General features: G+C 62.5%; 28 protein-coding genes. 9 read left to right on the top strand and 19 right to left on the bottom strand.

Features of this window, described 5'->3' with window-relative positions; translation table 11 throughout:
- Window positions 1-4: 4 nt before the first annotated feature.
- A complete protein-coding gene (locus Q7U29_RS15885; protein WP_304743028.1) occupies window positions 5-406 on the bottom strand; it encodes a PqqD family protein in 402 nt (133 codons plus the stop codon).
- A 305-nt stretch (window positions 407-711) separates the two neighbouring features.
- On the opposite strand from Q7U29_RS15885, the gene Q7U29_RS15880 reads away from it, so the two are divergent.
- Window positions 712-1710 carry a glycosyltransferase gene (locus Q7U29_RS15880; protein ID WP_304743026.1) on the top strand — a complete coding sequence of 333 codons (999 nt, stop codon included), beginning with the start codon at window positions 712-714 and terminating at the stop codon, window positions 1708-1710.
- Here Q7U29_RS15880 and Q7U29_RS15875 read toward each other — a convergent pair whose 3' ends face one another.
- On the bottom strand, window positions 1711-2505 hold the full coding sequence (locus Q7U29_RS15875) for an ABC transporter ATP-binding protein (protein ID WP_304743080.1): 795 nt from the start codon (window positions 2503-2505) through the stop codon (window positions 1711-1713).
- On the bottom strand, window positions 2502-3311 hold the full coding sequence (locus tag Q7U29_RS15870; RefSeq protein WP_304743024.1) for an ABC transporter permease: 810 nt from the start codon (window positions 3309-3311) through the stop codon (window positions 2502-2504). Before Q7U29_RS15870 ends, Q7U29_RS15875 begins: the two co-directional genes overlap by 4 nt.
- A 304-nt stretch (window positions 3312-3615) precedes the next feature.
- On the opposite strand from Q7U29_RS15870, the gene Q7U29_RS15865 reads away from it, so the two are divergent.
- Window positions 3616-3813, top strand: coding sequence for a hypothetical protein (locus Q7U29_RS15865; RefSeq protein WP_304743022.1), 198 nt, complete (start codon window positions 3616-3618; stop codon window positions 3811-3813).
- A gap of 14 nt (window positions 3814-3827) precedes the next feature.
- On the opposite strand, the gene Q7U29_RS15860 is transcribed toward Q7U29_RS15865, so the two are convergent.
- From Q7U29_RS15860 to Q7U29_RS15830, 7 genes are all read right to left on the bottom strand, one after another.
- Complete coding sequence (locus Q7U29_RS15860; RefSeq protein ID WP_304743021.1) at window positions 3828-4235, bottom strand: aminoacyl-tRNA deacylase; 408 nt, start codon at window positions 4233-4235, stop codon at window positions 3828-3830.
- A gap of 138 nt (window positions 4236-4373) precedes the next feature.
- Window positions 4374-4736: a DUF1428 domain-containing protein gene (locus tag Q7U29_RS15855; protein WP_304743019.1), complete on the bottom strand. Its 363-nt coding sequence runs from the start codon at window positions 4734-4736 to the stop codon at window positions 4374-4376.
- A gap of 31 nt (window positions 4737-4767) precedes the next feature.
- Window positions 4768-5499, bottom strand: a complete 732-nt coding sequence (locus Q7U29_RS15850; RefSeq protein ID WP_304743017.1) for a DUF899 domain-containing protein — start codon at window positions 5497-5499, stop codon at window positions 4768-4770.
- A gap of 15 nt (window positions 5500-5514) precedes the next feature.
- Window positions 5515-5904 carry an SRPBCC domain-containing protein gene (locus Q7U29_RS15845; protein WP_304743078.1) on the bottom strand — a complete coding sequence of 130 codons (390 nt, stop codon included), beginning with the start codon at window positions 5902-5904 and terminating at the stop codon, window positions 5515-5517.
- Window positions 5859-6314 carry a helix-turn-helix transcriptional regulator gene (locus Q7U29_RS15840; RefSeq protein WP_304743015.1) on the bottom strand — a complete coding sequence of 152 codons (456 nt, stop codon included), beginning with the start codon at window positions 6312-6314 and terminating at the stop codon, window positions 5859-5861. Before Q7U29_RS15840 ends, Q7U29_RS15845 begins: the two co-directional genes overlap by 46 nt.
- 144 nt (window positions 6315-6458) lie before the next feature.
- The gene (locus Q7U29_RS15835; RefSeq protein ID WP_304743014.1) at window positions 6459-6713 is read right to left on the bottom strand and encodes a DUF3551 domain-containing protein; all 255 of its coding nucleotides are present in this window, start codon (window positions 6711-6713) and stop codon (window positions 6459-6461) included.
- Between the two features lie 74 nt (window positions 6714-6787).
- On the bottom strand, window positions 6788-7774 hold the full coding sequence (locus Q7U29_RS15830) for a tripartite tricarboxylate transporter substrate binding protein (RefSeq protein WP_304743012.1): 987 nt from the start codon (window positions 7772-7774) through the stop codon (window positions 6788-6790).
- 136 nt (window positions 7775-7910) lie between these two features.
- Between Q7U29_RS15830 and Q7U29_RS15825 the strand changes: the two genes are divergently transcribed.
- Both Q7U29_RS15825 and Q7U29_RS15820 read left to right on the top strand, forming a co-directional pair.
- The gene (locus tag Q7U29_RS15825; RefSeq protein WP_304743011.1) at window positions 7911-8327 is read left to right on the top strand and encodes a VOC family protein; all 417 of its coding nucleotides are present in this window, start codon (window positions 7911-7913) and stop codon (window positions 8325-8327) included.
- A 189-nt stretch (window positions 8328-8516) separates the two neighbouring features.
- Entirely contained in the window at window positions 8517-10103 is a 1587-nt protein-coding gene (locus Q7U29_RS15820) for an AMP-binding protein (protein ID WP_304743009.1), read from the top strand.
- Window positions 10104-10285: 182 nt separating this feature from the next.
- On the opposite strand, the gene Q7U29_RS15815 is transcribed toward Q7U29_RS15820, so the two are convergent.
- The 5 genes from Q7U29_RS15815 to Q7U29_RS15795 all read right to left on the bottom strand — a co-directional run bounded on the left by Q7U29_RS15815 (window position 10286) and on the right by Q7U29_RS15795 (window position 16827).
- Entirely contained in the window at window positions 10286-11380 is a 1095-nt protein-coding gene (locus tag Q7U29_RS15815; protein WP_304743007.1) for an HD domain-containing protein, read from the bottom strand.
- 277 nt (window positions 11381-11657) lie between these two features.
- Window positions 11658-12692: an ATP-grasp domain-containing protein gene (locus Q7U29_RS15810; protein WP_304743005.1), complete on the bottom strand. Its 1035-nt coding sequence runs from the start codon at window positions 12690-12692 to the stop codon at window positions 11658-11660.
- Window positions 12689-13717, bottom strand: coding sequence for a putative zinc-binding metallopeptidase (locus Q7U29_RS15805; protein WP_304743003.1), 1029 nt, complete (start codon window positions 13715-13717; stop codon window positions 12689-12691). The genes Q7U29_RS15810 and Q7U29_RS15805 overlap by 4 nt, the downstream gene beginning before the upstream one ends.
- A gap of 330 nt (window positions 13718-14047) precedes the next feature.
- A complete protein-coding gene (locus tag Q7U29_RS15800; RefSeq protein WP_304743001.1) occupies window positions 14048-16339 on the bottom strand; it encodes a molybdopterin cofactor-binding domain-containing protein in 2292 nt (763 codons plus the stop codon).
- Complete coding sequence (locus Q7U29_RS15795; protein ID WP_304742999.1) at window positions 16336-16827, bottom strand: (2Fe-2S)-binding protein; 492 nt, start codon at window positions 16825-16827, stop codon at window positions 16336-16338. Before Q7U29_RS15795 ends, Q7U29_RS15800 begins: the two co-directional genes overlap by 4 nt.
- 329 nt (window positions 16828-17156) lie before the next feature.
- On the opposite strand from Q7U29_RS15795, the gene Q7U29_RS15790 reads away from it, so the two are divergent.
- The 3 genes from Q7U29_RS15790 to Q7U29_RS15780 are packed head-to-tail and all read left to right on the top strand — an operon-like array spanning window position 17157 to window position 19022.
- A complete protein-coding gene (locus Q7U29_RS15790) occupies window positions 17157-17945 on the top strand; it encodes an alpha/beta fold hydrolase (RefSeq protein ID WP_304742997.1) in 789 nt (262 codons plus the stop codon).
- Entirely contained in the window at window positions 17942-18292 is a 351-nt protein-coding gene (locus Q7U29_RS15785; protein WP_304742995.1) for a hypothetical protein, read from the top strand. The genes Q7U29_RS15790 and Q7U29_RS15785 overlap by 4 nt, the downstream gene beginning before the upstream one ends.
- 55 nt (window positions 18293-18347) lie before the next feature.
- Window positions 18348-19022 carry a dienelactone hydrolase family protein gene (locus tag Q7U29_RS15780; protein WP_304742993.1) on the top strand — a complete coding sequence of 225 codons (675 nt, stop codon included), beginning with the start codon at window positions 18348-18350 and terminating at the stop codon, window positions 19020-19022.
- 95 nt (window positions 19023-19117) lie between these two features.
- Here the strand turns inward: Q7U29_RS15780 and Q7U29_RS15775 are convergent, their stop codons facing one another.
- The 4 genes from Q7U29_RS15775 to Q7U29_RS15760 all read right to left on the bottom strand — a co-directional run bounded on the left by Q7U29_RS15775 (window position 19118) and on the right by Q7U29_RS15760 (window position 22457).
- Window positions 19118-20056, bottom strand: coding sequence for a tripartite tricarboxylate transporter substrate binding protein (locus Q7U29_RS15775; RefSeq protein WP_304742992.1), 939 nt, complete (start codon window positions 20054-20056; stop codon window positions 19118-19120).
- Window positions 20057-20319: 263 nt separating this feature from the next.
- Complete coding sequence (locus tag Q7U29_RS15770) at window positions 20320-21024, bottom strand: polysaccharide biosynthesis/export family protein (RefSeq protein WP_304742990.1); 705 nt, start codon at window positions 21022-21024, stop codon at window positions 20320-20322.
- A 297-nt stretch (window positions 21025-21321) separates the two neighbouring features.
- The gene (gene msrA / locus Q7U29_RS15765; protein ID WP_304742988.1) at window positions 21322-21978 is read right to left on the bottom strand and encodes a peptide-methionine (S)-S-oxide reductase MsrA; all 657 of its coding nucleotides are present in this window, start codon (window positions 21976-21978) and stop codon (window positions 21322-21324) included.
- Window positions 21979-22139: 161 nt separating this feature from the next.
- Entirely contained in the window at window positions 22140-22457 is a 318-nt protein-coding gene (locus Q7U29_RS15760; protein WP_304742986.1) for a hypothetical protein, read from the bottom strand.
- Window positions 22458-22812: 355 nt separating this feature from the next.
- Here Q7U29_RS15760 and rpsT point away from each other — a divergent pair, with 355 nt between their 5' ends.
- Both rpsT and dnaA read left to right on the top strand, forming a co-directional pair.
- A complete protein-coding gene (rpsT, locus tag Q7U29_RS15755) occupies window positions 22813-23079 on the top strand; it encodes a 30S ribosomal protein S20 (RefSeq protein WP_213775729.1) in 267 nt (88 codons plus the stop codon).
- A gap of 1208 nt (window positions 23080-24287) precedes the next feature.
- Window positions 24288-25718 (top strand): chromosomal replication initiator protein DnaA, encoded by a 1431-nt coding sequence (gene dnaA, locus Q7U29_RS15750; protein WP_304742984.1) that lies wholly within the window; start codon window positions 24288-24290, stop codon window positions 25716-25718.
- Window positions 25719-25735: the final 17 nt, after the last annotated feature.

Genomic DNA, 25735 nt, shown 5'->3' with positions numbered 1-25735 from the left:
TGCCTTACGTCGTGATCAGATGCGGCCAGCCGGCCTCATCGGTATCGTGCACGATGTCCGCGAGCAGAAGTTCGCGCAACTCGTCGAACTCTTCGACGACAGGCGTCGCATAGGCTCGCGCCGAGGTGAGCCGTACCGGGTCCTCTGTGCTGGTTGTCAGCAATCCTTCGTCCTGCAGGCGCGTCAGGAACATACCGATTTCCTCGCTTGCGCTTGCCGGCACATCCGCAAATGCCGCGCTCAGAGAGTCCGCGGTAGCCGGACCGCGCTCCAGCAAGCTCCACAGTTCGGCAGCCGTATTGTGAAGGCTGAAATAGGATCCGGTTGCAAGATTGACGGCGATGATCTCGTCATCGAACCTGTTGTGTGAAATATCAGCCTCAAGGATCTTGTAAGCGACGGTCAAAATCTAGTCCTCAGCTCAAGAAACGGGCACACCTTGGTTGACAATATGTCACAGCATACTGCAGCATCGAAATCGCGTCAACGAAGCGCCGGACAAATCCATCGCAAGCCAGCGTCGCGCCATCAGCGATGTCGCCGGCGGACACACTCGCCTTGACGGTCATGAGAACGATTGCAACCGAGTACAGGTTCGGTTTGCCACGTCGCCCGGCCAATGGTAGGCCGAACGACCAATGCAAATTACGCTCGGGCCCATCGGACGCAGCTTGAACGTCCGAACCACATTATTTTATGGATTGCGGCCAGATGGACGACGAGTTAACGCGCGAGTTGCTGGAACGACTGAAGAAAATCGAGGAACGGCTGGACGGCCTTGAGACGAGTCAGGGCCAACTGCAGGAGGCTTATGCCAGGTCTCGTGCGCATCTTCGCCGCTTCTGGCTGCGTCCGCCGATGTGGACATTCGAGCAGCATTCACCCCGCCCGCTCGATCTGCATTCCCTGCCGCGCTCACCGGCATTGCCCAGTCGTGTTCCCAGCATCGCGATCGTGACGCCAAGCTTCAATCAGGCGCCATTCCTGGCTGCGACCATCGACAGCATCCTCGCCCAGAATTACCCGGCGCTGTTCTACCATGTCCAGGACGGCGGCTCCGTGGACGACAGCGTCGAAATCCTGAAGGGCTACGGCGACAAAATCAGCTGGCTAAGCGCGCCGGACCGGGGACAGGCCGATGCGATCAACCGCGGCTTCGCGGGCGTTGACTGCGAGATCATGGCCTATCTCAACAGTGACGACACCTTGCTGCCGGGAGCACTGGCCTGCGTGGCCAATTTCTTCGCCGAGAGGCCGGATATCGACATCGTCTACGGGCATCGCATTTTCATCGATTATGCCGGCTCCGAAATCGGTCGCGCCATTTTGCCGGCGCATAGCGACGAGGCCCTTCACTATGCAGGGTATGTTCCACAGGAAACCATGTTCTGGCGGCGCCGCGTGTGGGACGCCATAGGTCCGATTGACGTCAATTTTCAGTATGCGCTGGACTGGGACTTCATGTTGCGCGCCCAGGCTGCCGGATTCAAATTTGCGCGACTGAGAGGGTTTCTCGCCTGCTTTCGCGTGCATGACGAACAGAAGACCACCAAAAACTACGAACTCGGACGAAAGGAAATGCAAAGCCTTCGCTTGAGAATGCTGGGATACATACCGAGCCAGCTCGAAATATCCCGCGCCATCGCGCCCTATTTGTTACGCCAGTTTGTCTTTCACTGGAGCTACCGGCTGGGCCTGGTGAGACGTTGATCAGCGCGACCCTCCCTGGGCGACGGATGTCGTGTACTGTTTGATGACCTTGTCGACCGGCCCCACTTCCTTGACGCGCCCCTGATCAAGCCAGACGCCCATGGTGCACCAGCGGCTGCACAGCGGGAGATTATGCGAAGCCAGCACCATCACGCTCGCGCGTTCGATGAAACTCCGGACCCGCGCCTCTGCCCTGCCCATGAAATGAGCATCGCCGGCCAAAATCCATTCGTCCATCAGCAATATTTCCGGCTGGAAGCACGTCGCGACTGCGAAACCAAGTCGCAATATCATTCCCGATGAGTAGGTCCGCACCGGCATGTCGAGATATTCATCGAGCTCGGTGAATTGGGCGATGTCGGGCAAGTACTGCTCGATCTCGCCCGGCGACAGCCCGAGCAGGAGCGCGCGCAGGCGAATGTTGTCATAGCCGCTCAGGTCCGCATCGATTCCAAGGCTGATGTCGAACATCGGGGAAATCCGCCCGCGTGTGACGACACTGCCTTCGATGGGCTCGTAGATTCCCGCGATCGTCCGCAGCAACGTGGTCTTTCCGGCGCCGTTGGCGCCGATCAGCGCCAGCCTGTCTCCCGCAGACAGCGAGAAGGAAACCTCCCGCAACGCCTCGATAATGATCTTGTGGCTCGCGTCGCGTCCGATCCTGCCCGCCGATCCATGGTAGAGGACGCGCTTTTTCAACGAACGCGATCCGCCCTGATAGACCGGAAACGAAACCGATACCCGGTCGAGACTGATAACGCTCTCGCTCACTCCATCCGAAATCATCGAAGTCATATCCAGTAAGCTATTCTGCCGCGAAACCGGACGAAGAACCAAATCGTAACAACAAGATTTGTCGCGGTTATTGCCAGCGTCGATGTTACCGTCTGCACGGACGGCAAGGAGCCGAGCAAGGGTGCGCGCACAACCTCAATCAGGTGAAACAAGGGGTTTGCGTATGCAAGATACACCCGCGGCCCGAGCAAGTCCGGGGTCCAGATAATGGGCGTAATCAGGAATACGACCTGTATAAAACTGGCAATGAGGCGTGGGATATCCCGAAACCTGGCGGAAGCCATTCCAATCGTCAGACTGATGAGCAGGGCGTTGATCGTCAGCAGCAGGAACCCGGGTATTGCGCATAGCGCAACCGCGCCTGGCCATGCTTCGAAATACACGATCACGACGATATAGATGAGGAAATCGTGAGCAAGGAGTATCAACTTGCTGAACACGAAGCGACATGCGTGAAGCGAATAAGGCAGACGTATCTGTTTGATGTAGCTCTCCGAACCGGAGAAAAGCGTCCCCGCATCAAGCATGATCGAGCTGATGAATCCCCATACGATCAGTCCGGCGCAAATGTAGGGCAACAATTGCCGGATCGGCATGTTGAAAATCTGGGAATAGACCAATCCCAGCGCAATGACCATGATCGCCGTGTTTGCCGTGGACCAGAGCGGCCCCAGCGTCGAGCGTCTATATCGATAGAGAATGTCGTTCCAGCCAAGCCTGATCCAAAGCGGCCGAAGCTCAACGGCAGCCGCGAAGTCCGCAACTGCGCGATTGAACTGACTGGCTGACTTTCGCTTTGCGAGCAAATCCCGACTTCCTTGATACAGAAAACATTCTATCACCTGGTGTCAAACATTGGCACCGGGTATTCCCCGCGCAGCGACATAGGCGCCGGCGACGAGAGACCATGACAGTCGTGGATTCTGCGACAATACACGACATCGATCAGACGCAAACAGTCTCCGTCCTCAAGCCCGTCTTCCTGCATTTTCATGCCACGTGGTGGCGGCGTGTCTGCTATGATATCCTGGCACGAACGCTGTCGTCTCAGCTGGATTGGCTCCGCTGGCGCGGCGGGCCGGATGTGCCACCACAGAAGGCGAGCCTGACATGAGCGAGCGACTTGAGACGCTGAAAAAGGCGCGTGAGCGCATGGTCGAAGACCGCGACGCCTTCGCCAAGACGCTGGCCGCCCCGTTCGATCGCGACAAGGCGGAGCGGGCGCGGCTCAAATTCATCGAGACCCAGGTCCTGATCGACGCCATTGATCGCGCCATCGCCGGCGAGCAGGCCAGGCCCGCCGCCTGAACCGTCCTTGCGTACTAGATCGCCCTGGGATTGCGCGGGGCCGCATCGCGGTGGCGCCCGATCCGGCTCTTGAAGCGGTGACCGATCACGATCAGCGCGCCTTCCGGGCGGGCGGACGGCTCGGGGACATCGGACGGGCGCCGGATCAAAACCGGCGGCTGGTTATCCTGGGTGATGGCTTCAAGCGCGTCGAGGAATTTTCTGCCGGCTTCGGTGATCTGCCATCCCTCGGCGTCGCGCAGCACGTAACCGCTGCCGAAAATATCGATGGCGGCCACCCGCGCGGCCAAACGCCTGGTCCGCGCGCTCCATTCCGCGCCGCTGGCCATGAGGATCGCGATGTCCCGGTTGAGAGAAGCGAGCGTGGCTCGGCCCCTGTCGTGACTGGCCAGGACTTTCAGAATGGTAATCTGCAAACTCACGCCAGCGCCTTGGACCGCAACGGTTCTTGTTGTTATGCGCGATCGTTGAGGCTTGATTAGCGTGGCCCCGGCGCCGGCGTCCAGCGCAGGCGGCGAGTTATCCGCAGGCTTGAGAATTCCGCACAGCGGTACGCGGCGCTAGACTTTGACCAGGCTTTTGAAGCCGCCATAGATCATCCGCTTGCCGTCGAACGGAGGTTGCGAATTCGGACCCATGATGTTCGCGAGCCGCGGATCCGCCATTACCTTGGCGTTGATCCTGTCGCGCTGGGCGCGCGACTTGTAGGTGATCCAGGAGAACACCACGACCTCTCCCTTCCTGAGCTTGACCGCGCGCGGGAACGAGGTGAGCTTGCCGACCTTGACGTCGTCGGCCACCCATTCCCGGTAGTCCAGCGCCCCGAATTCGCGCCAGATCTTGCCGCACTTGGTGGACAATTTGCGATAGGCCGCGATGTTCTTCCTGGGAACCGCGACGATGAAGCCGTCGACGTAAGGCATGGCATTTCTCTTTGTTGGTGTCAGGACGAATTCAGCTTTGACAACAGGACGCCTGAATCGCGGCCGGTTGGTATTGGTCACGTAGCCGCAGCCAGTCCATCGGGTACGGTAGCCCCTCTTCGTGGCGGCCGAGCGGCGTCAGATCGAGATAGTGGTAGGCGGCGTTCATCATGTCGAGGCCGCGGGCGAAACAGGAATAGGTGTGGAAGATATTGCCAGCATCGTCGCGGAAGAACACGCTGATCCCCGGCGCTTCCTCGATCCCAAAGCCGCTGGTGCCGAAATTGTAGATTTTGGCGCCCGACTGGATCTGGTCCGGCGTGAACGAGACGGCGTAGTCGTAGTTGAAGTCGCTTGCCGCCGAGGACAGCCAGTCGAAGGTCCAGCCCATCCGCGCCTTGAACGCCGCAAGCCTGGGCAGCGGCGCGCGCGATATCGCCACCAGCGTGGTGTCGCGGGCAGCAAGATGCGGGCGCTCGAAGCCATCGGCCCAGAACGAGCAGCTCTTGCAGCCCTCGGTCCAGTCGGGCGCGAACATGAAGTGCTGCACCACCAGCTGGCTCCGCCCGGCGAACAGATCGCCCAGTGTCTGCGGTCCGTTCGGACCGTCGAACGAATAGGCCTTGTCCACCCTGACCCAGGGCAGCGCACGCCGCTGCTCGCTCAGGCGGTCTCGCGCCCTGGTGTATTCCTTCTCAAGCGCCATGTGCGCCTTGCGGGCTTCGATCCATTCCGCGCGCGAAACGATCTTGTGCGGTTGCATGGCTGCCTCCTTGCTTCAGGCGAGGTACTTTTCCAGCTTGTCGAACAATGCGTCCCATCCGCGCGCATGGCCGTCGCGCGCGGCTTCGTTGAAGAATTGTTCATGGTGCAAGGTCAGGAGCGTGCCGCTGCCGTCGGGCTGCAGCGACACTGTGACCTGCGATTCGCGTTCGGGCGTCGAGTGCCACGCCCAGCTGAACGCGATCCGCGCGTTCGGCACGACTTCGCGATAGACGCCGTCGACCTGAAAATACTCGCCGTCGCCGCCTTCGAAGCTGATGCGGTAGCGGCCGCCGACGCGCAGGTCGATGCTCGCCTGCACCGAGCCGGCCCTGACCTGCGCGGGCCCGAACCAGCGCGCTATTTTTTCCGGGTCGGTCCACGCGGCGTAGACTTTTTCGGGGATTGCATTGAGACGACGCTTGAGGGTGAGGCTCGGCCGGCTGGCGAGCCCGGCGTTGCCGGCAGCGGCTGATGGGGTGGCCATGTGTCTTCCTCCACGAATGCGGCAAGGCGGTCGAGATTTTCGGACCAGAAGCGCTGGTAGCGATTGAGCCATTCCATCGCCTGCTCCATCGGGCTGGCGGTGAGCCGGCACGCCACGGTGCGCCCGGTCTTCTCGCGCGCGACCAACCCTGCGTCCGACAGCACGTCGAGATGTTTCATGACCGCGGGCAGCGACATCGCGAACGGCTGCGCCAGTTCGCTCACCGAGATGCTGTCCCGGCTGCCGAGCCGCGCCAGCAGCGCGCGCCGCGTCGGATCCGCCAGCGCGGCGAAGGTACGGTTCAGGAGTTCGTCGTTATACTTAACCATAAGGTTTAGTATAACGACGAGAAGACCGCGTCAAGTGCGGCGGCTTTTCACGAATTGGGGAGCATGCATGATCCGGTCATACGCGGTCACCGGGTCTCGCCGTTGGCGAACCCGGTGACCGGAGATGGCAGCTAATCCCGGATTTCAATAACCGCGGTAGACCCGCCCGCGCGGCTGTTGATTCAAGGCGGCGCGGGGATTGACGTTGCAGTAGAGCCCGCGCCCAGAAGCGCTCGCCATGCATTGGGCATAGGTCTGGTAGGAGCACTCGCCGGGAATACCGACACCCCTGCCCTGAGCACAATAAGGGTAATCGTAAGCCGCGGCAGGCGTCGGGCTGATCATCGTGGCGGCGCCTGCCGCCACGGTCGCCAACAGTGCCAATGTTGCATAGCGCATGATCTGGTTTCCTCGTCTGAGTTGCGTCGTCGCCTAGAAAACCAGATCACGCCCGCCAGGTTCCGTGACGCAGATCACTCGACCTTGAGGCCGGCGGCCTTGACCACCTTCTCCCATTTGTCGGTTTCGGCCGCGATCATCTTGCCGAAGGCCTCCGGCGGCCCGGGCAGCGGCTCGCCGCCGAGATCGATCAGTCTGGCCTTGATCGCGGGTTCCGCGAGCACCTCGTTGAACGTCTTGTTCAGTTTCTCGATGATTTCCTTCGGTGTGTTCTTTGGAGCCCCCGCGCCGAACAGCGCGCTCGCCTCGTAGCCCGGAATGGTGTCGGCGAGGACGGGCACGTCGGGCAACAGCGAGGATCGCGCCGTCGAGGTCACCGCCAGCGCGCGCAGCGAACCGGCACGTATGTGCTGCAGGATCGAGGGCATGTTGTCGAAGATCAGCTGAACCTGGCCGCCGAGCATGTCGGTGATCGCGGGCGCCGCGCCCCGGTAGGGAATGTGCTGCATCTTGATGCCCGTCATCATCATGAACATTTCGCCCGACAGATGCACCGAGGTGCCGTTGCCCGACGACGCCAAATTCACCTTGCCCGGGTTGGCCTTCACATAGGCGATGAACTCGGCCGCCGTCTTGGCCGGCACGTCCTTGGCGACCGTCATGACGTTGGGCACACGATTGAACGCCGCGATCGGCGCGATGTCGCGAACGACGTTGAACTTGAGGTTGGCGTAGAGCGAGGCATTGATGTAGTTGGCGGGATTGACGAACAGAAGCGTATAGCCGTCGGGTGCTGCATTGATCACGGACTCCGTGGCGATATTGTTGCCGGCGCCGGGCTTGTTTTCGATCACGAACTGCTGGCCGAGCCGCTCGGACATCCGCTGGCCGATCAGCCGCGCAATGATGTCGGTAGCGCCACCGGGCGGATAGCCGACCACCCATTTCACCGGGCGGGTCGGATAATCCTGCGCCGCGGCGCTGCCGATCGAGGCGATTGCCGAAATGCCGATCGAAATACCCGTGGCGATCAGACAAATCGCGGTACGACGTGAGGTCATGCAGTTTTTCTCCCGGCGGCCGCGTCGTATCGCGCGGTCCGCACCTGTTGAATTGACAACGGGCCGCGTTGTAACAAACAAAGCGGGGGACGGCCAGTGTGGCAGTTCACCCTTGGACGCGACGAAAGGATGATGCATGGCTGTCATGGTGAACGCGCTCGATCATATCGTGATCAATGTCGCCGACGTGGCGCGTTCCGCCGAATGGTATCGAAAGATCCTCGGCATGGAGGTCCAGGTGTTCGACCCGGGCCCGGGCAAGACGCCGCGGACGACGCTCAAGTTCGGGAACCAGAAGATCAATGTGCGACCGCGCGACGCCGACAAGGTGGAGTGGTTCACCGCGGACCATCAAACCGCAGGGAGCGACGATCTGTGCTTTCTCACCTCGAGCGCGCCGGACGCGGTGGTGGCGCATCTGAAGGCGCATGGCGTGGCGATCGAGGAAGGCCCGGTCGCGAAACAAGGCGCCCGCGGCACGCTGCGGTCGGTCTATTGCCGGGACCCCGACGGCAGTTTGATCGAGATTTCGTCGTATGAGGGAGAGGCGTAACCCCCTGACCGTCATTGCGAGCGCCAGCGAGGCAATCCAGCTTGCGGCAAGCAAGGACGCTGGATTGCTTCGTCGCTGGCGATCCTCGCAATGACGAGGATTGCGGATTTGCCCACCGCGCCATCCAATGGCAGAACTACTCCCAAGCAACAACACTGAAGCAGCCGGCAAGGCTGCGTGGGAGGATCCATGCAAAATTCACAGGCGGCGCCGGGTATCGTGGGGCCGTTCGCGGGGCTTGATGTGCCGTGGCTGCTGCGGATGCGGGCCGAGACGCGGCGCGACCATCCGTTTCTGGTCTGGGCGCCGTTCGATGCGCCGGCGCGGAGCTGGAATTACGGCGAATTTCACGAGCGGGTCGGCGCGCTGGCCGCGGGGCTCGTCGCGCGCGGCATCAAGCCCGGCGAGTATGTCCTGATCCATCTCGACAACTGCATCGAGGCCATGCTGGCCTGGTTCGCCTGCGTCGAGCTCGGCGCCATCGCTGTGACCACCAACACTCGCTCGGCCCCGGCGGAAATGGAATATTTTGCCAATCATTGCGGCGCGGTGGCCGCGATCACCCAGCCGGCCTATGCCGAAATGGTGGCGGCGCATTGCCGGAATTTGCGCTGGCTCGCGGTGATTTCGCATGATTCGGGGGCCGCGCCTGCGCAGGGTTTTAATACCCGGCGCGGCGACAGCTTCGAGGCGCTGTTCGCCGACAGCGCCGACCGGCCACGCCGCGCCACCGATCCGCTGGCCCCCTGCAGCGTGCAATACACTTCCGGAACCACATCGCGCCCGAAGGCGGTGCTGTGGACCCACGCCAACGCGCTGTGGGGCGCCAAGATCAACGCCGCCCACCAGGATTTGCACGAAGGCGATGTGCACCAGACCTATCTGCCGCTGTTCCACACCAATGCGCTGGCCTATTCGATGCTGGCGAGCCTGTGGGTCGGCGCCACCTGCGTGATCCAGCCGCGGTTTTCCGCGAGCCGGTTCTGGAGCGTCGCGCTCCAGCACGGCTGCACCTGGACCTCGACGATTCCGTTCTGCATGAAGGCGCTGCTCGACCACGAAATTCCCCGGAAACACAAGTTTCGGCTGTGGGGAACCGCGATCAACGACCCGCCGGCGTTCGCGGCCTTCGGCATCAAGATGATCGGCTGGTGGGGCATGACCGAGACCATCACCCACGGCATCGTCGGCGAAGTCGACCAGCCCAACATTCCGATGTCGATCGGCCGGGCTGCTGCGGAATACGCCATCCGCATCACCGATGACGACGGCGCGCCGACGGCGGTCGGCGACACCGGCAATCTGCTGATCAAGGGCATTCCCGGGTTGTCGCTGTTCCAGGAGTACCTGCACAACGAGAAGGCGACGCGGGAGAGTTACGACGAGCACGGCTATTTCATCACCGGCGACCGGGTCACTCTGCTGGACCACGGATTCATAAAGTTCGGCGACCGCGCCAAGGACATGCTGAAGGTCGGCGGCGAGAACGTCGCGGCCTCCGAGATCGAGCAGGTGATCGCGGTGGTGCCGGGCGTGCGCGAGGCCGCGGTGGTGGCGAAGAAGCACTCGATGCTCGACGAGGTGCCTGTCGTGTTCATCATTCCCGTCGCCGGCGTCGAGGGCGCGCCGAAGGACCTGCACGACACCGTGATGGCTGCCTGCCGCAGCGCGCTGGCCGACTTCAAGGTGCCGCGCGAAATCCACTTCGTCGACGAGATGCCGCGCTCGACGCTGGAGAAGGTGGCGAAGGCGGAGTTGCGGAAGCTGCTGGATTAGCGAGCCGTTAGAGATCGGGCAAAGCCCTCTCGACGTCATTGCGAGCCAGCGGGTCGGCGCGAAGCGCCGCAGGATGACAGGCTCCGCGAAGCAATCCATCTTGCTTGCCTTGGCAAAGCTGGATTGCTTCGTCGCAAGAGCTCCTCGCAATGACGAACGATGGTTGGTGCTCGCCGTAACCCTCAATGATACCCGAACGCGATCGGACGGAACGCCTGGAGCAGATGTTGATCAAGCCTGTCTCCCATCTCCTCCATCATCGCAAACGCCCCGGCGTGGGTATATTGCATCCGGTAGGCGCGCTTCTCCACCAGCGCCGCGTAGATATCCACGATCGTGATCAGCCGCACGATGTCGCTGATCTGATTGCCGCGCAGGGCGTTGGGATAGCCTGACCCGTCGAGAAGTTCGTGATGATGCAGGACCACGTCCAGCATTTCCGGCGGGAAGCCGCCCTGGGCCGCCAGCGCGTCGAAGCCGCGGCGCGGATGCTGGCGTACTTCGCTCACTTCCGCTGATGTCAGCGGTCCCGGCTTGTCGAGGATATCAACGGGAATGAAGGCCTTGCCGACATCATGCAGCAGGGCGGCGCGCGCCAGCCGGCGCTGATCGTCGTCGCGCATGCCGAGATGCTGCGCGAACGCGACGGCAAAGCCGGTGACGAACAGGCAATGGCGATAGGTGTCGGTGTGGTGGCAGCCGACCGTGGTCAGCCATTCGCGCAGCGACGAGTGCTTGATGGCCTTGAGAATTTTGCTTTCGGCCGCCACGACGTCGCTGAACTGCAGCGGCGTACCCTGCGGAAGCTTCTCGAACATCTTGACCAACACCGCATGCGCGGCCTCGACGCCCCGGTTCAGCGCCTTGCCGCGATCGGTGGCGTCATATCCGTGAGTATCGGGAAACGCCGCGCGGATGCGCTGCAGAATGGCCTGCGCATCGAACGGCCGCGCGATGGTATCGGTGGCACCGAGCGCCCAGGCCTGCATCGAGCCGTGATGAAGCGCGTCGGCCAGAACGAACAGCCGCGGCATCGCGCGGTAGGGCTCCGAGCGCAGCTTGTTGCGGACCAGCTGGACGCATTCGGGCGACCGCAGATTGATATCGACCACGACACCCGCGAACTGGCTGGGCGCGTCGGGAAGATCGGCCATCGAGACGGTATCGACCTCGCTCACCGTCTGCAGGATGCTGGCCAGCTCACTGCTCTGATCGCTCCGGTCCGACGCCAGCAGCAACCGGCGTTTGGACGAAGACTGGGGGGCTGGGGCAGTCATGGAACCTCGGTATGGCGTCGGCGAACTTGCAACCAAGGCTACATGACGAGGGGTTCTTCGGGGCTTAATGGGCATCGTGAATGCGAAGCTAGCGCGAACATTACAAGTTTAACGATTATGGGAATGCGGTATGGCCCATCAACATCATTGCGAGTGCAGCGAAGCAATCCATTTCACAGCGGCGCCGGTAACCGAGATGGATTGCTTCGTCGCAAGGGCTCCTCGCAATGATATTGAGGGAGGTTGATTCCAATGCACGACCATTTTGCGTTGCCTTTCAGCCTACGGATGCGCCGGCCTTTGCCCGGCTGATTCCGAGGGCCAGAATGCGATGCAGCAGGTCGGGGTAGTCAAGCCCGTCGTGCCGGGCGGCTGTAGCGAACTCCTGGCTCTTCGCTATTTCCGGATTGGGATTGGCTTCGATGAAATACGGAGTGCTATCGGCAGCGAGGCGAAAGTCGATGCGTGCGTAGCCATCGAGCTTCAGGGTGCGGTAGATGCGTTTCGCTGTTCGCTGGATGCGGGCAGACACCTCCGGCGCAAGGTCGTTGGCCGGCCCGTCTACAATTCCCACGCGTTCCTGATAACCGGGATCGTGTTTGGCCTTTTCGGTGGCTATCTGCCGTGCCCCCTGCCCGCCCATGCTGCCGAATTTCAATTCCCACACCGGCAGGGCGCGCAGCCGATTGTTGCCGAGCACCGCGACATACAGCTCACGTCCCTCGATGTACTGTTCGGCGATGGCGGCCGTTCCAAGCCGATCGTGAACGAAGGCGACGCGCTCTGCGAGCTTTTCGTCGGTATCGACGATCGACGCCTGCGAGATCCCGAAGGATCCGTCCTCGCTCAGGCTCTTGACGATCAACGGCAGCGCAAGGCGCGGCGGCCGTTTGACCTTGCGGCGCATCGGGAACACGGCAAAGGCCGGCACCGCGATCCGGCGATGCTGCACCAGCGTCTTGGACAGGTCCTTGCCGCGCGCCAGGATCAGGCCGCGCGGGTTACACCCGGTATACGGGATCTTCATCAGCTCGAGATAGCTCGCGATGTGCTGGTCAAACACCGACTTGTTGTGGAACTCCTCCAGCAACGTGAACACGATATGCGGTTTGAAGCTTTCGATCGCCTCGCGCACCGGCTTGATTTCCTCCTGCACGCCGAGCGGACGAACCTCATGGCCGGCCGCACGCAAGGTGCTCACGACGTCGAATTCGGTTTTCCATACGTTGATTTCCTGCGCGGTGTACCCGTCGGCGGAGTCCGGCGGCATGAAGTCCGGGTGCATCAGCACCAGAATGCGCAGGCGTCTCATAGCGCGATCCATTTGCGCCGCGACGGTCCGAACATCGTTTGCATGGTCTTGGCGGTCAACAGGATGGTGAAGTTGATCACGAGTTTTCGTTCGGATCCGGCGGCACGCAGATCGAGTTCGCGGCAGCGGGAAATCATGTCGTCGAGAACGGCATCGAGCGTAAGCTGGTTCTCGCCGGTCCACCGCGCGACCAGCTGCCTGATCTGGGCGCGGTGCCGCCTGATGAAGACCGAGGCCGGCGGCTCCCGTCGATGTCGCGGATCGGCGGAAAACAGACGGGAGAGATCCCGGTCATAGGTCTTCGGTGGCGTGAAGGCGTAGAACGCCTGCTTTTTCTTGTAGTGCTCGCCCAACGTCTGGCTGAGCCCATGCAGCGGATCGACGCGCTCCCGCGTCATGACCGGCGGCCGCGTCCCTCCGATCTCGTCCATCAGTTCGTCGACATATTCAAGCTTCTTCAGCGCGGGCCAACCGGCATACCGTGTCCGCCAGTTCGAGCGCGGGCGTAACCACACCGCGAAGGTTTCGGCGAAATCTTCGTCCGGATGGCTCTGCGCGTACCAGAGCCGAAGATGCTGGACAAAACGCCGGCTGGCCGGATTGGGCCGGTAGTGGCGCGGGTAGCGTTTCGAAGACGGGCCGAACAATTGCTGCCAGCGCCGGCGGCGTTGCGGCTGCCAGGCGTGCTGCACGGCATGGCCCGCCTCGTGGCGCAGAATGGCCATGCATTCGGACCAGGTGCCGCCCTCGACGTCGAGCATCATTTTCTTCTCGAGTTTCATCAGGCGGGGATGGGCGAGATAGAAGGGAATCGCGATGCCCGGCACATCCGCCGGACTGAACCATTCGCTCGATATCCATGCATGCGGCCGCAGCCGGATACCCTTCGCCTGCAGTTCATCATTCAGCGTGCTGAGACAATCCTCGAGCCATGTGCCTTCGATCTTGACCCTCAAACTGCTGAGGCGTTGCTTGAGCAACTCCTCATCCGACAGCTTTTCCCAGGCATATTTTCGAGGTGGCATAGGCATCCGGAAGTCAGAGAAAACGGTGCCTGGATGGTGTCACAGGACACCGCTGGCAACAACCGCCGCGTCCTGGCGCGTGCCACTTGCGCAGGGCGGGTTCTCTTTAACCCGCCGATCCGTGCGATATGGCGGGTTAAAGTGAGCCCGCCCTACGAAAGCCTTCCATTATCGTCATTGCGAGCGCAGCGAAGCAATCCATCTCGCAGCGCAAGGAAAGCATGGATTGCTTCGCTGCGCTCGCAATGACGGCAGCTGGCATAGTCGCCAAGAAAAAAATCCGCCGGAGGAAACCTCCGGCGGATGATCGCTATCGATGACGCGCTCGCCTTACGCCTTCATGTTCGCCTTCACCGCCTCTGCCGTGATCGGCAGCGCGCGCACCCGCGCGCCGCAGGCATTGAAGATCGCATTGCCGAGTGCGGGCGCGACCACGGTCACCGCCGGCTCACCGACGCCGGTGGCCTTGTCGCCGTTGGCGATGACATTGATGGCGATTTCCGGCACCTGGCTCATCCGCAGCGGCTTGTAGCTGTCGAAGTTTTTCTGCTCGATGCCGCCGTCCTTCAGCGTCGCCTTCTCGTACATCGCGAGCGACAGCCCCCACAGCGCCGCGCCCTCGACCTGGGCCCGGATGTTGTCGGGGTGCACCTGGGTGCCGACATCGGTGGCCACGGTCAGCTTCTTGACCTTGACCTCGCCTGACGGCGCCACCGCGACATGGGCCACGCAGGCGGTCCAGCTGGCGGTCGCCCGTTCCTGCGACGAGACGCAGGCGACGCCCATGCCCTCACCCTTCGGCAGCGCCTTGGTGCCGTAGCCGGCCATGCCCATCGCGGCGAGCAGGGTGTTGCGCAGGCGTTGCGCGCCGCCGTCGTTCTTGCCCTTGCCGTCCAGCAGAGCGATCCGGTACTGCGCCGGATCCTTGCCGGCGGCGTGCGCCAGTTCGTCGATCATGCTTTCGACCGCCCAGAAGGTCCAGCCCGGCGCGACCGAGCGCAACTGGCCCGACGGGGTGGCGTTGTGCGCCATCTCGTTGAGGATGGCGCGGACGTTGTGATTGGGCACGGAATAGAAAAAGTCCGCGCCGTTCACGGTGAAGGCATCCAGAGGACCCTTCTTGTCGACCGAGGGCGACAGGAAATCGGGGATGCCCCAGCGCTTGGTCGGCCACGCCGAGACCACGTCGTGGTTGAGCGCGATCAACTTGCCATCGGCGTCGAGACCTGCCTTGACCTTCTGGAAGGTGAGCGGGCGCGAATAGTCCATGGTCATGTCGTTTTCGCGTGAGTAGATCACCTTGACCGGCTTTCCGACCGCTTTCGCCGCCTGCACTGCCGGCACCATCATGTCGGCGTCGAGACGCCGGCCGAAGCCGCCGCCCAGCCACATCTGGTGCATCACCACGAATTTGGGGTCGATCCCGGCCGCGCCGGCCGCGATCGCGCCGGAGCGCGTCGCGAACTGGTTGCCGGAATAGATGTGCAGGATGTCGCCCTTGAACTCGGCCGTGGCGTTCATCGGCTCCAGCGGCGCATGGATGTTGATGCTGGTGGTGTACTCCGCCTCCAGCACCTTGGCGGCCGTCCCGAAGGCCGCGGCGGTATCGCCGTCCTTGACGAAGAACTGCCCGGAATCGTCGAGCGCCTGCAGCCGCTTGGCCTCGTCGAGCAGCGACTGGCTCGACAGTCTGGCGTTGGGACCGCCGTCATAGCTGATCTTCAGCGCCGCGGCGGCCTTCGCGGCATTGGCCCAGGTGTTGGCCACCGCCACCACCCAGCCGGTGGTCGATCCGGTCTTGTCGTCGAGGGTGACGGCCTTGATGAAGCCCGGCACCTTCTTCGCCGCACTGTCATCGACCGACTTGACGGTGGCGCCGTAGCGCACCGGCGGCGTGATGATCTTGCCGTAGGCCATGCCCGGCAGCATGACGTCGATGCCGTATTTTGCCGTGCCGTTGGTCTTTGCGGGGATATCGAGCTGCGGCACCGAAACCCCGATCAGGGTGTATTGATCCGGCGTCTTCAGGTTGATCGCCTTGAGCTCGTCGGGCGTGAAAGTCTTGGTGATCTTGCCGCTCTTGACGATCTCGGCGAACGTCATCGACTTCTTCGATTTCGGATGCGAGATCATCGAGTTCCGGACGATCAGCTCGCCCGCTGGCACGCCCATCGCCTTGGCTGCGGCATCCGTCAACGCCATGCGCCCCGCGGCTCCCGCGCGGCTCATCGCATCGAAGTTCATCATCGTGCTCCAGCTGCCGCCGGTGATCTGGGCGCCGAGCACGGGGTCGTTGAACTTCGGATCGTTGGACGCGAGCTGGACCCGCATGTCCTTCCAGTTCGAGCCGAGTTCTTCGGCCACCATTTGCGCCATGGTCGAGGCAATGTGCTGGCCCATGTCGGCCTTGCCGCAGGTGACCGTGACCAGCCCGTCCGGCGCGATCGAATACCAGACGCTGGGATCGAAATTGGCGGGTGCGGCGAGCGCCTGATCGCCGCCGAGCAGTCCGGGCACCGCCGAATAGCCGAGCGCGAGACCGGCAGCGGCCGATCCGACCAGGAAGGAGCGCCTGCTGAGATCGGCGGATGCGGTCGAGGTGACCTTCACGTGCGTATTCATGTTGCCCTCCGCTCGGTTCCGGCGTTGGAGGCGGTGCGCATTTCGCTGGCCGCGCGCATGATCGCCTTCTGGATGCGCGAATAGGTCATGCAGCGGCAGAGATTGCCGTCCATGTGCGCCACCACTTCATCCTTGCTCGGGTTGGGGTTTTTGGCGAGCAGCGAGGCCGCCTGCATGATCTGGCCGGACTGGCAGTAGCCGCATTGCGGAACCTGCTCGGCGATCCATGCCTTTTGCAGCGGATGGTCGCCCCTAGCGCTGAGGCCCTCAATGGTGGTGATCTTCTTGCCGGCGACGTCGCTGAGCAACGTCTGGCAGGATCGCACCGCCTCGCCGTTGACGTGCACGGTGCAGGCGCCGCACAGGCCGGCGCCGCAGCCGAATTTCGTGCCGGTCATCTGCAGCTGTTCGCGGATGGCCCAGAGCAGCGGCGTATCCGCCGGCGCCTCGACGGACATATTCCGTCCGTTGATGTTGAGATTAGGCATGGTCTCTTCCCCTGCCGGTGCATGACGCCGCTTACGGCGGCCATTCATATCGTTGGCTCATGGTCTGACACCCACCGGGCCGATGCCGACCTTGGCGGGCAGAATGATCGCGATCCAATCTGGAGACAATCCAGTTTGGGATTGGTCGAAGGGAAAATTTTGCTGATGCAACCTTTGTGCGTTGCGGCAACGCATCGCCACAAACGCGTCGAAGGGTTCGATGCCCACGCCAGACGGAGGGATCGCGGGCGGCGAGGAAATTGGGCATTTCCCCTCGGCGAACAGATGGCGCTAGAATGGGGGCAACGAGAAAAATTCGGGAAATCGCGATGCCAAAGCTCAACCGTGACGGGGTCGAAATCTACTACGAGGTCCACGGCTCCGGGCCACCGCTGCTGCTGACGCACGGTTATTCATCGACCGGCGAGATGTGGCAGGGCCAGGTCGAGGCGTTGTCCAGAGATCACCAACTGGTCTTGTGGGACATGCGCGGCCACGGCCGCTCGGACTATCCCGACGATCCCGCCGCCTACAGCGAGGCGGCTACGGTGGCCGACATGGTCGCGCTGCTCGACGAGGTCGGCGCCGCCAAAGCCATCGTCGGCGGGCTTTCGCTGGGCGGCTACATGTCGCTGGCGTTCTATCGCGCGCATCCGGAACGGGTGCGCGCGCTGCTGATCATCGATACCGGCCCGGGGTTCAAAAAGGACGAGGCCCGCGAGGCCTGGAACAAGCGCGCGCGCGAGACCGGCGACCGTTTCGAGCGCGAGGGCCTTGCTGTGCTGAAGTCGGCCAGCCGCGAACGCTCCGATGTGAGCCATCGCGATGCCTCGGGACTGGCGCGCGCCGCGCGGGGCATGCTGACCCAGCGCGACGCCCGCGTGATCGAATCGCTGCCTGATATCACGGTACCGTCGCTGGTCGTGGTCGGCGCCGATGACGCGCCGTTCCTCGCCGCCTCCGACTATATGGCGGCAAAGATTCCGGGAGCTGCGAAGGTGGTGATCCCCGGTGCAGGCCACGCCGTCAACATCGATCAGCCGCAGGCCTTCATCGACGCGGTGCTGCCCTTCCTCGACAGCCTCGACGCCAAGGCAACGCAAAAGGCGGCGTCATGAAGGTACTCTTCGCAGCAGCCTTCTTTGCCTCGCTGAGTGGAACCACCGCTCCCGTCCATGCGCAAGGCCTGCCGCCATCAGGCGGTCCCTACCCGCCGCCGTTCCTCGCGACCTTGTCGAACAATGTACCGCTGGCCTTCGGCATGGAGGCCGCGGATGCCGCGCGCGCGCTCGGCGTGCCGCTCAATTACATCAAGGGTCGCCCGGGCAACGAAATCTTCCTGGCATTCCGCGACATCGGCGGCAGCGGATTATTTCCGCACCGCCACCGGCTCTATCTGCAATTCCGCGGCGGCCGCCTGGCCGGCTGGAAAGGCGATTGGGGCAATAACTGGATGTGGCAATAGCGGCGGCGCGTCGTTTCCTTTCTCGAGAAGATCCACTCGCAACCAAGGGATGACCGTGGGACAACCGATAAAACTGACGGCTTCGGATAATTTTCAACTCGGCGGCTACCGCGCCGAGCCATCAGGCGCGCCGAAGGCGGCCGTGGTGGTGATCCAGGAAATCTTCGGCGTCAATCACCACATCCGATCGGTCTGCGACCGTCTGGCCGACGAGGGTTATGTCGCGATTGCGCCGGCGATCTTCGATCGCACTCAGCCCGATTTCCAGTGCGGCTATTCGCCGGACGAGGTGGCGACGGCGCGCAAGTTCATCGCCAGTCCCGACTGGGAAGCGATGCTGCGCGACACCCAGGCCGCGATCGATGCCGTCAAGAAGGTTGGCCCGGTCGGCATCATCGGCTTCTGCCTCGGCGGCAGCATTGCCTATGCCGCTGCCACGAAACTGTCGGGCCTGAAGGCGGCGATCGGCTATTACGGCGGCGCCATCGTCCGTTTCGCCGACGACAAGCCGCAGGCGCCGACGCAACTGCATTTCGGCGAGAAGGACGCGGGGATTTCGCTTGCCGACGTCGAGACCATCCGGACAAAACGGCCTGATGTCGAAATCCATGTCTATCCGGGGGCGCAGCACGGCTTCCACTGCGACGAGCGGGCCAGCTACGACAAGGCCAGCGCCGATATCGCCTGGCCGCGCAGCATGGCGTTTTTCGCCAAGCATTTGAAGAAGTAGGCAGTCGTCATTCCGGGGCGCGCGATAGCGCGAACCCGGAATCTCGAGATTCCGGGTTCGATGCTTCGCATCGCCCCGGAATGACAACGTCAGCCTTACTCGCCCTTGACGCCCGTGGCTTTCACGACATCCGCCCAGCGAGCGTAGTCGCGGCGCAGCGTGGCTTCGAACGTTGCCGCCGAACCGCCGACCGGCATGAGACTGACCGTCTCGAGCCCCGCGACCCCCTCGGGAGAAGCGATGATGCGCGACAGTTCCGCGGAAAGTTTCGCGACGATGTCCTTGGGCGTGGCGGCGGGCACGAAGACGCCGATCCAGCCCTCGGCCTCAAAGCCGGGGAAACCAAGTTCAGCCATGGTCGGCACGTTCGGCAACTGGGTCCTGCGCTTTTCGCCGCCGACCGCCAGCGCCCTGATCTTGCCGCCCTGGATTTGAGGGTTGGCCGTGGTCAGATCGACGAAGGCTGCGGTCACGGTGTTGTTGAGCAGATCATTCACCAGCGGCGCCGCGCCACGATAGGGAACATGGGTCATGTCGATGCCCGCGTTCTTCTTGAGCAATTCGCCGTAGAGATGCGACGTCGTCGCGTTGCCGAACGAGCCGTAGGGTACCTTGCCGGGGTTTGCCTTGGCGTGGTCGATCAGTTCCTTGACCGACTTGATCGGCTGCGCGTCGGGGACGGTCAGCACGATCGTCGACAATCCGACCTGGGTCACCGGCGCGAGATCCTTGAAGACGTCGTAGGGCAGTTTTGAAATAAGGCTGGGCGCCTGGATGATCTGGGTGATGGCGATCAGCACGGTGTAGCCATCGGGCTGCGCCTTGGCGACGAAATCATTGCCGACCACACCGCCGCCGCCCGACTTGTTTTCGACGACGACGGTTTGCTTCCACGCTTCCGACAGTTTGTTGGCCAACAGGCGGGCCGATACGTCGGTTGCTCCGCCTGCGGGATAGGGCACGACGAAGGTTATTCGCCGTTCCGGATAGGACTGCGCCGCCGCCTGATCTGCCGACGCACATACGGCCGTCATGGCGACGCCTGCGATCGTTGCAGCTGAAATTGCGGTGCGCAGGACCTTGATTGGCGACCGGATGCTCATCTTTTCCCCTTGGTAGATTTCGATGGATTGAGTTTATCGGGCATATGCTCTCGGCTGGATCGAAGCAAGCCTCCTGTCGGGCACATCACGCCGAACGCGCTGATCCACCACAGCCGGGCATGACAATGCCGCCGCACGGAATGATCGAACGGCATCGGCCTTTGACTTGTTCAAGGAGGAGGGAATGCTATCGACTAGAACCAGCGTTCTCCGACCAGCACGGTATCGCCGGGGCTGATGGCGGTGCCGAGCGGCACCACGGTCCGCATCGATCCCGATGCGTCGGTATGGGTGAGCGTGACGCGGTCGCGGCGGGCGCGCGGCGAAAAGCCGCCGGCAATCGCCACCGCGCTTTCGACCGACATGTTGGGCACGTAGGGATATTGGCCGGGGGCCGCGACCTCGCCGAGGATGAAGAACGGCCTGTAAGCCTCGATCTCCACCGCCACCGACGGCTCGCGGATAAAGCCGTTGCGCAGCTTGGCGGTGATGTCGGCGGCGAGGCGCGCGGGCGTCTTGCCGCGCGCCGGCACCGAGCCGATCAGCGGCATGGTGATGGAGCCGCCGGCATCGATGGCATAGGTATTGGTGAGACCTTCCTGGCCGTAGACCACGACCCGCAATTTGTCGCCGGCGTCGAGATGATAGGCGGTGTCATAGGCCACAGGCACCGGCATCGGCGCGGCGGCGTAGACGACGGCAGGCGGGCCATAGGCCCGGCCGGGTCCGGCAAAGCTGGAGCGAAGCGCTGCGATGGCGCCGCTGCCGGAATCGGCGACAACGACCGGAGGGGGATTGTACGGTTGGCCGTACGCCATCGAATCGAGATCGGCTTGCGGCTGGGCGATCGCGACGGGACCCGGCGTATGCATGCAGCCCGACAGAGCGAGCGCGGTCATGATGGCAGTGATCGGTATTCGAAACACGCGCGCAACCCGCACCGGAGCCATCCCTCATAGCGAGACAGCCTAAGTCTTGCACCGGTTATGGTTAACAAACCGTTGGCGCGGGGGGCTTACCCTCCCCTGAAGGGGGAGGGTCGACGCGACTGAAAGGAGCGGCGGGGTGGGGTGATAGTCTCTCGTATCGAGCAGTGGCCGAGTTGAAAGACTGTCATCCCACCCCGGCTCACATTTCGCTGCGCTCCATGTGAGCCGACCCTCCCCCTCCAGGGGAGGGTAAGATCGAGCAAGCCTTCACGCGCTGACGCCGGCGCCGATTGGGCAGGACACACCGGTGCCGCCAAGCCCGCAATAGCCGGCCGGATTCTTGGCGAGATATTGCTGATGGTAGTCTTCGGCGAAATAGAATTCGCCCGCCTGCGCGATCTCGGTGGTGATGGCGCCGAGGCCCTTGGCCGACAGCGCTTTCTGGTAGGCCGATTTCGACGCGTCGACGGCTTTGCGCTGCTGCTCGTCGAACGTGTAGATCGCGGAACGATACTGGGTGCCGACGTCGTTGCCCTGCCGCATGCCCTGCGTCGGGTTGTGGCTTTCCCAGAACGTCTTCAGCAGCTGCTCATAGGAGATCTTCTTCGGATCGAACACCACCAGCACCGCCTCGGTGTGGCCGGTGCGGCCCGAGCAAGCCTCCTCATAGGTCGGGTTCGGGGTATGACCGCCGGCGTAACCCACGGCTGTCGTGTAGATGCCGTCGCCGAGCTCCCAGAATTTGCGCTCCGCGCCCCAGAAGCAGCCGAGCCCGAACACCGCCTGTTCGAGGCCCGCAGGATACGGCGGCTGCAATTGACGGCCATTGACGAAATGAGTCTTGGCAGTGGGGATCGGTGTCGAACGGCCGGGCAGCGCCTCGGCTGCATCAGGCAACGCGGTGGTTTTGCGCATGAAGAACATGGGATCACCTCTCGATGTCGAAGGCGCGTTCCGGGCAACCCCGGATCCGCACGCCATTCGAATGCGTGGCTCTATTATCTATTATATGTCTTTACGCAGGGAACGGCAGTCCTGTTACGCCGTACGCGTCGAACACAAGCGCGGGCTGGGGAATGGCCCGTTCAATTCCGGGAATAGCCGATCAGCGGCTTGCGTGGCCGGAACAGCAGCATGAGCAGAATTCCCAGCACGCCCAGCACGGCAAAAACCGGCTGGTCCAGGATCACCCGGACGACGCTGCTCCAGAGCCAGGGCGCGGTGCCCTCCAGCCAGGCCCGGAAGGCCTGCTGGCTGGACTGGTGGATATCGTTCCAGAACTGGCCAAACCGGGTAAATTGCAGGGTCTGATCGGCAACCCAGCGGGCGCCGTCATAGACCATGAAGATGAATCCGCAGGCCAGCAGCAAGAGGCCCACAAGTCGGAAGAAACCGCGGATCATGCGTCACCTTATGTCTGTTGCGCCCCGAACGCGGTCAGGGATTAACGGGCCCCTTCAAGAAATTCAACCACTTCAGCAGCTTATCCGACCTTTCGAAACCGGCCGGCCGGCCCCAGGCGCCCCGGAAGGCGTTGACGCTGCAGGGCGCGCCCTCTATAAGACCGGCAATGGCGGCGGGCGCAATCCCGCCGCCGCTGTTCTTTGAACGACGCCGTCATGTCAGCATATTCGCCTGGCCTGCAATGGCATCTCGGGAGCATCCGGAAAACACCAGCTTCGATCAGGCGGTTGAACGGCCGGCGCGCTCAAGCCCGACCACTCAGCGACCGGTCACCGCCGAAGGATATTTGAGAACATGGCCAATACAACTTCCGCCAAAAAGGCGACACGCAAGATTGCCCGCCGCACCATCATCAACAAGTCGCGCCGCACCCAGATGCGCGGCGCGGTTCGCACCGTCGAAGAAGCGATCAAGAGCGGCGACCGCGAAGCGGCGCTGAAGGCGATGACGCGCGCGGAACCGGAACTGATGCAGGCAGCGCAGCGCAACATCATTCACAAGAATAATGCGAGCCGAAAGGTTTCGCGGCTCGCACATCAGATCGCCAAGCTCGCGAAATAAAGCCGATCGAAAAAGATAGTCGTCAAGAAAGCCCGGCCACGCCGGGCTTTTTCTTTTTGTATTTGCACCGCACTGCAGTCGGCCCCAGGCGACAAGCTGGCGCGCCCGTAATTTTACTGGGCCTATTCAGGAAGCCGGGCTTATGTACTTCGCCGGCGAACGAGCTGCATTGATGCCGGTCAATGCTCGGCCACGCTTTGCAAATAGCAAGCGAGCGCGTCGCAAAACGCTTCAGGGTTACCCTCTTCCGACGATCAAAAAAAATGGCGCTTGCGTAGTCACTTATCGGCATAGTGGCGTCCGCTTGTTGGAAAATGGATTTCCACCTCGCCCATTCGTAAACAAATTATGAATTTATTTTGAGTGATTGTCAGAAATGTCACAGCGCTTCCGGGTTTCGAATCTACGCGCAGATTCAAAACCTTGCCGCTCGATACGAAACGCACCGGTGGGTTTCGCGAGTGGGAAGTGGTTTTTGCCGGTGCTCGCGCTGAATCATTTTCGTTGCGGGAAACAGGGCATGATGTATCTCTTAGGGCGTTCGCGGCGCCCACGGCTCTTCAGACCAGCGCGGTTTAAGAAACGGGGCGGACGTGCAAATCGGCGGCGGTGTGCGCGTTGGCGACGCTTTCCAAGCGATTGTCGGGGTAAGCCTCATAGCAATATGAGGAATGTGGTTCTGTGTCGAAATTTCTCGAGGTGGGGCATTCGTGTCCCGCTCGTCGAACAAGAGAAATACGAAACGGGCCAACCCGGGAAGCGCAAGGCGAAGCACCCGAACGGGTTAAAAAAGACGGGCTGAACGAATCGGCATGGGGTCTGAACGTTTCCAAGCTTCAGGCACTGCCGGCTGAATTTGAAACATGCGTGGAATGACACCTCGCCGCGAGCAATCGTGGCGAGAGGGGGAGGCTGTATGCTTTACGGAATCATCGCGGTAATCGACCATGTGCCAGTTTCAACCGATGACGTATTGGACGCCTTAGTCGCCGCCTGCATGCGCCCCCCCGCGCGAGCTCCGGAAAGACCGTTGAGTACGCGCTGACCTCGCGAACGCTTCGCTTCCAGCCGACGATCCAGCCCAACGGCATCTTGCCGAACGGCCGGTCTATGGCTGGAGACCAAGTCTCGCTCGAGGTCACGACCTGCGGAACACGCGCACGGCGGCATCGCCGGGAACTTTACTCCATCAGAAAAGTCGTCAGAAAATGACAAATATCGAACAGGATCGCTGGTCACGCGTGAAGGGTCGGCTGCGCTCGAGCGTGGGGGAAGACGTCTATACGAGCTGGTTTGCGCGGATGGACCTGGAAGGCGTGCAGGACGAAAGCGTCCGGCTTTCGGTGCCGACGCGGTTTCTCAAGAGCTGGATCCAGGCGCATTATGCCGAGCGCGTTCTCACCTGCTGGCAGGCCGAGATGCCCGAAGTGCATCGCATCGACCTTACCGTGCGCACCGCGATGCGCTGTGCGGCGCCGGCCAAGGAAGCCGCCGCCCCGCTCGATTCCCGCCGCCCCGAGCGTACGGACGGACGGCCGGCGCCGGAACTGCGCGCCACCGCGATCGCGCCGGTGTCCGCCAGCCATGACGCGCTCGGCGGCTCGCCGCTCGATCCGCGCCTGACCTTCGGAAGCTTCGTCATCGGCCGCTCCAATACGCTGGCCCATGCCGCCGCCCGCCAGGTGGCGGAGGGACGGCGCGGCGACAGCGTGATGTTCAACCCGCTCTATATCCATGCCGGTGTCGGCCTCGGCAAAACCCATCTGCTGCAGGCGGTGACCTGGGCCGGTAATTCCGGCAGCGAACGCAAGGTGCTCTATCTCACCGCGGAGAAGTTCATGTACGGCTTCGTGGCCGCGCTGAAGACGCAGACGGCTCTGGCCTTCAAGGAAGCGCTCCGCGGCATCGACGTGCTTGTCATCGACGATCTCCAGTTCCTGCAGGGCAAATCGACCCAGGCCGAATTCTGTCACACCCTGAACGCGCTGATCGACGCCGGGCGCCAGGTCGTGATCGCCGCGGATCGTCCGCCGTCCGACCTCGAGAGCCTCGACGACCGCGTGCGTTCGCGCCTTGCCGGCGGCCTGGTGGTCGAGATGGGATCGCTCGGCGAGGAACTGCGGCTCGGAATCCTCAAGTCGCGCGTCGCGGCAGCCCGCGCGCATCACGCCACCTTCGACGTGCCGGCGCCTGTGCTGGATTATCTGGCGCGCACCATCACCCATAACGGCCGCGACCTCGAAGGCGCCATCAACCGCCTGTTGGCGCACAGCAAGCTCAACGCCCAGCCGGTGACGCTTGAAATGGCCGAGCGCGAGGTGCGCGACCTGATTCGCCCGCAGGAACCCAAACGCATCAAGATCGAGGACATCCAGCGCGTGGTGGCCCGCCAGTACAATGTCAGTCGCTCCGACCTATTGTCGTCGCGGCGTACCGCCAATGTGGTGCGCCCGCGCCAGGTCGCGATGTACCTGGCCAAAACCCTGACGCTACGGAGCTTGCCCGAAATCGGCCGCCGCTTCGGCGGACGCGACCACACCACGGTTCTGCACGCCGTGCGCAAGATCGAGGCCCTGGTCTCCAAGGACGTGTCGCTCTCCGAAGAGGTCGAATCGCTCAAGCGCCAACTGCAGGAGTGAAATTTTCACCGTTCCGT

Source organism: Bradyrhizobium sp., assembly GCF_030654605.1.
In the GTDB taxonomy this organism is placed as follows: domain Bacteria; phylum Pseudomonadota; class Alphaproteobacteria; order Rhizobiales; family Xanthobacteraceae; genus Bradyrhizobium.
Note: the sequence above shows the minus strand (reverse complement) of the source record. Positions and strands in the feature narration are given on the sequence as shown.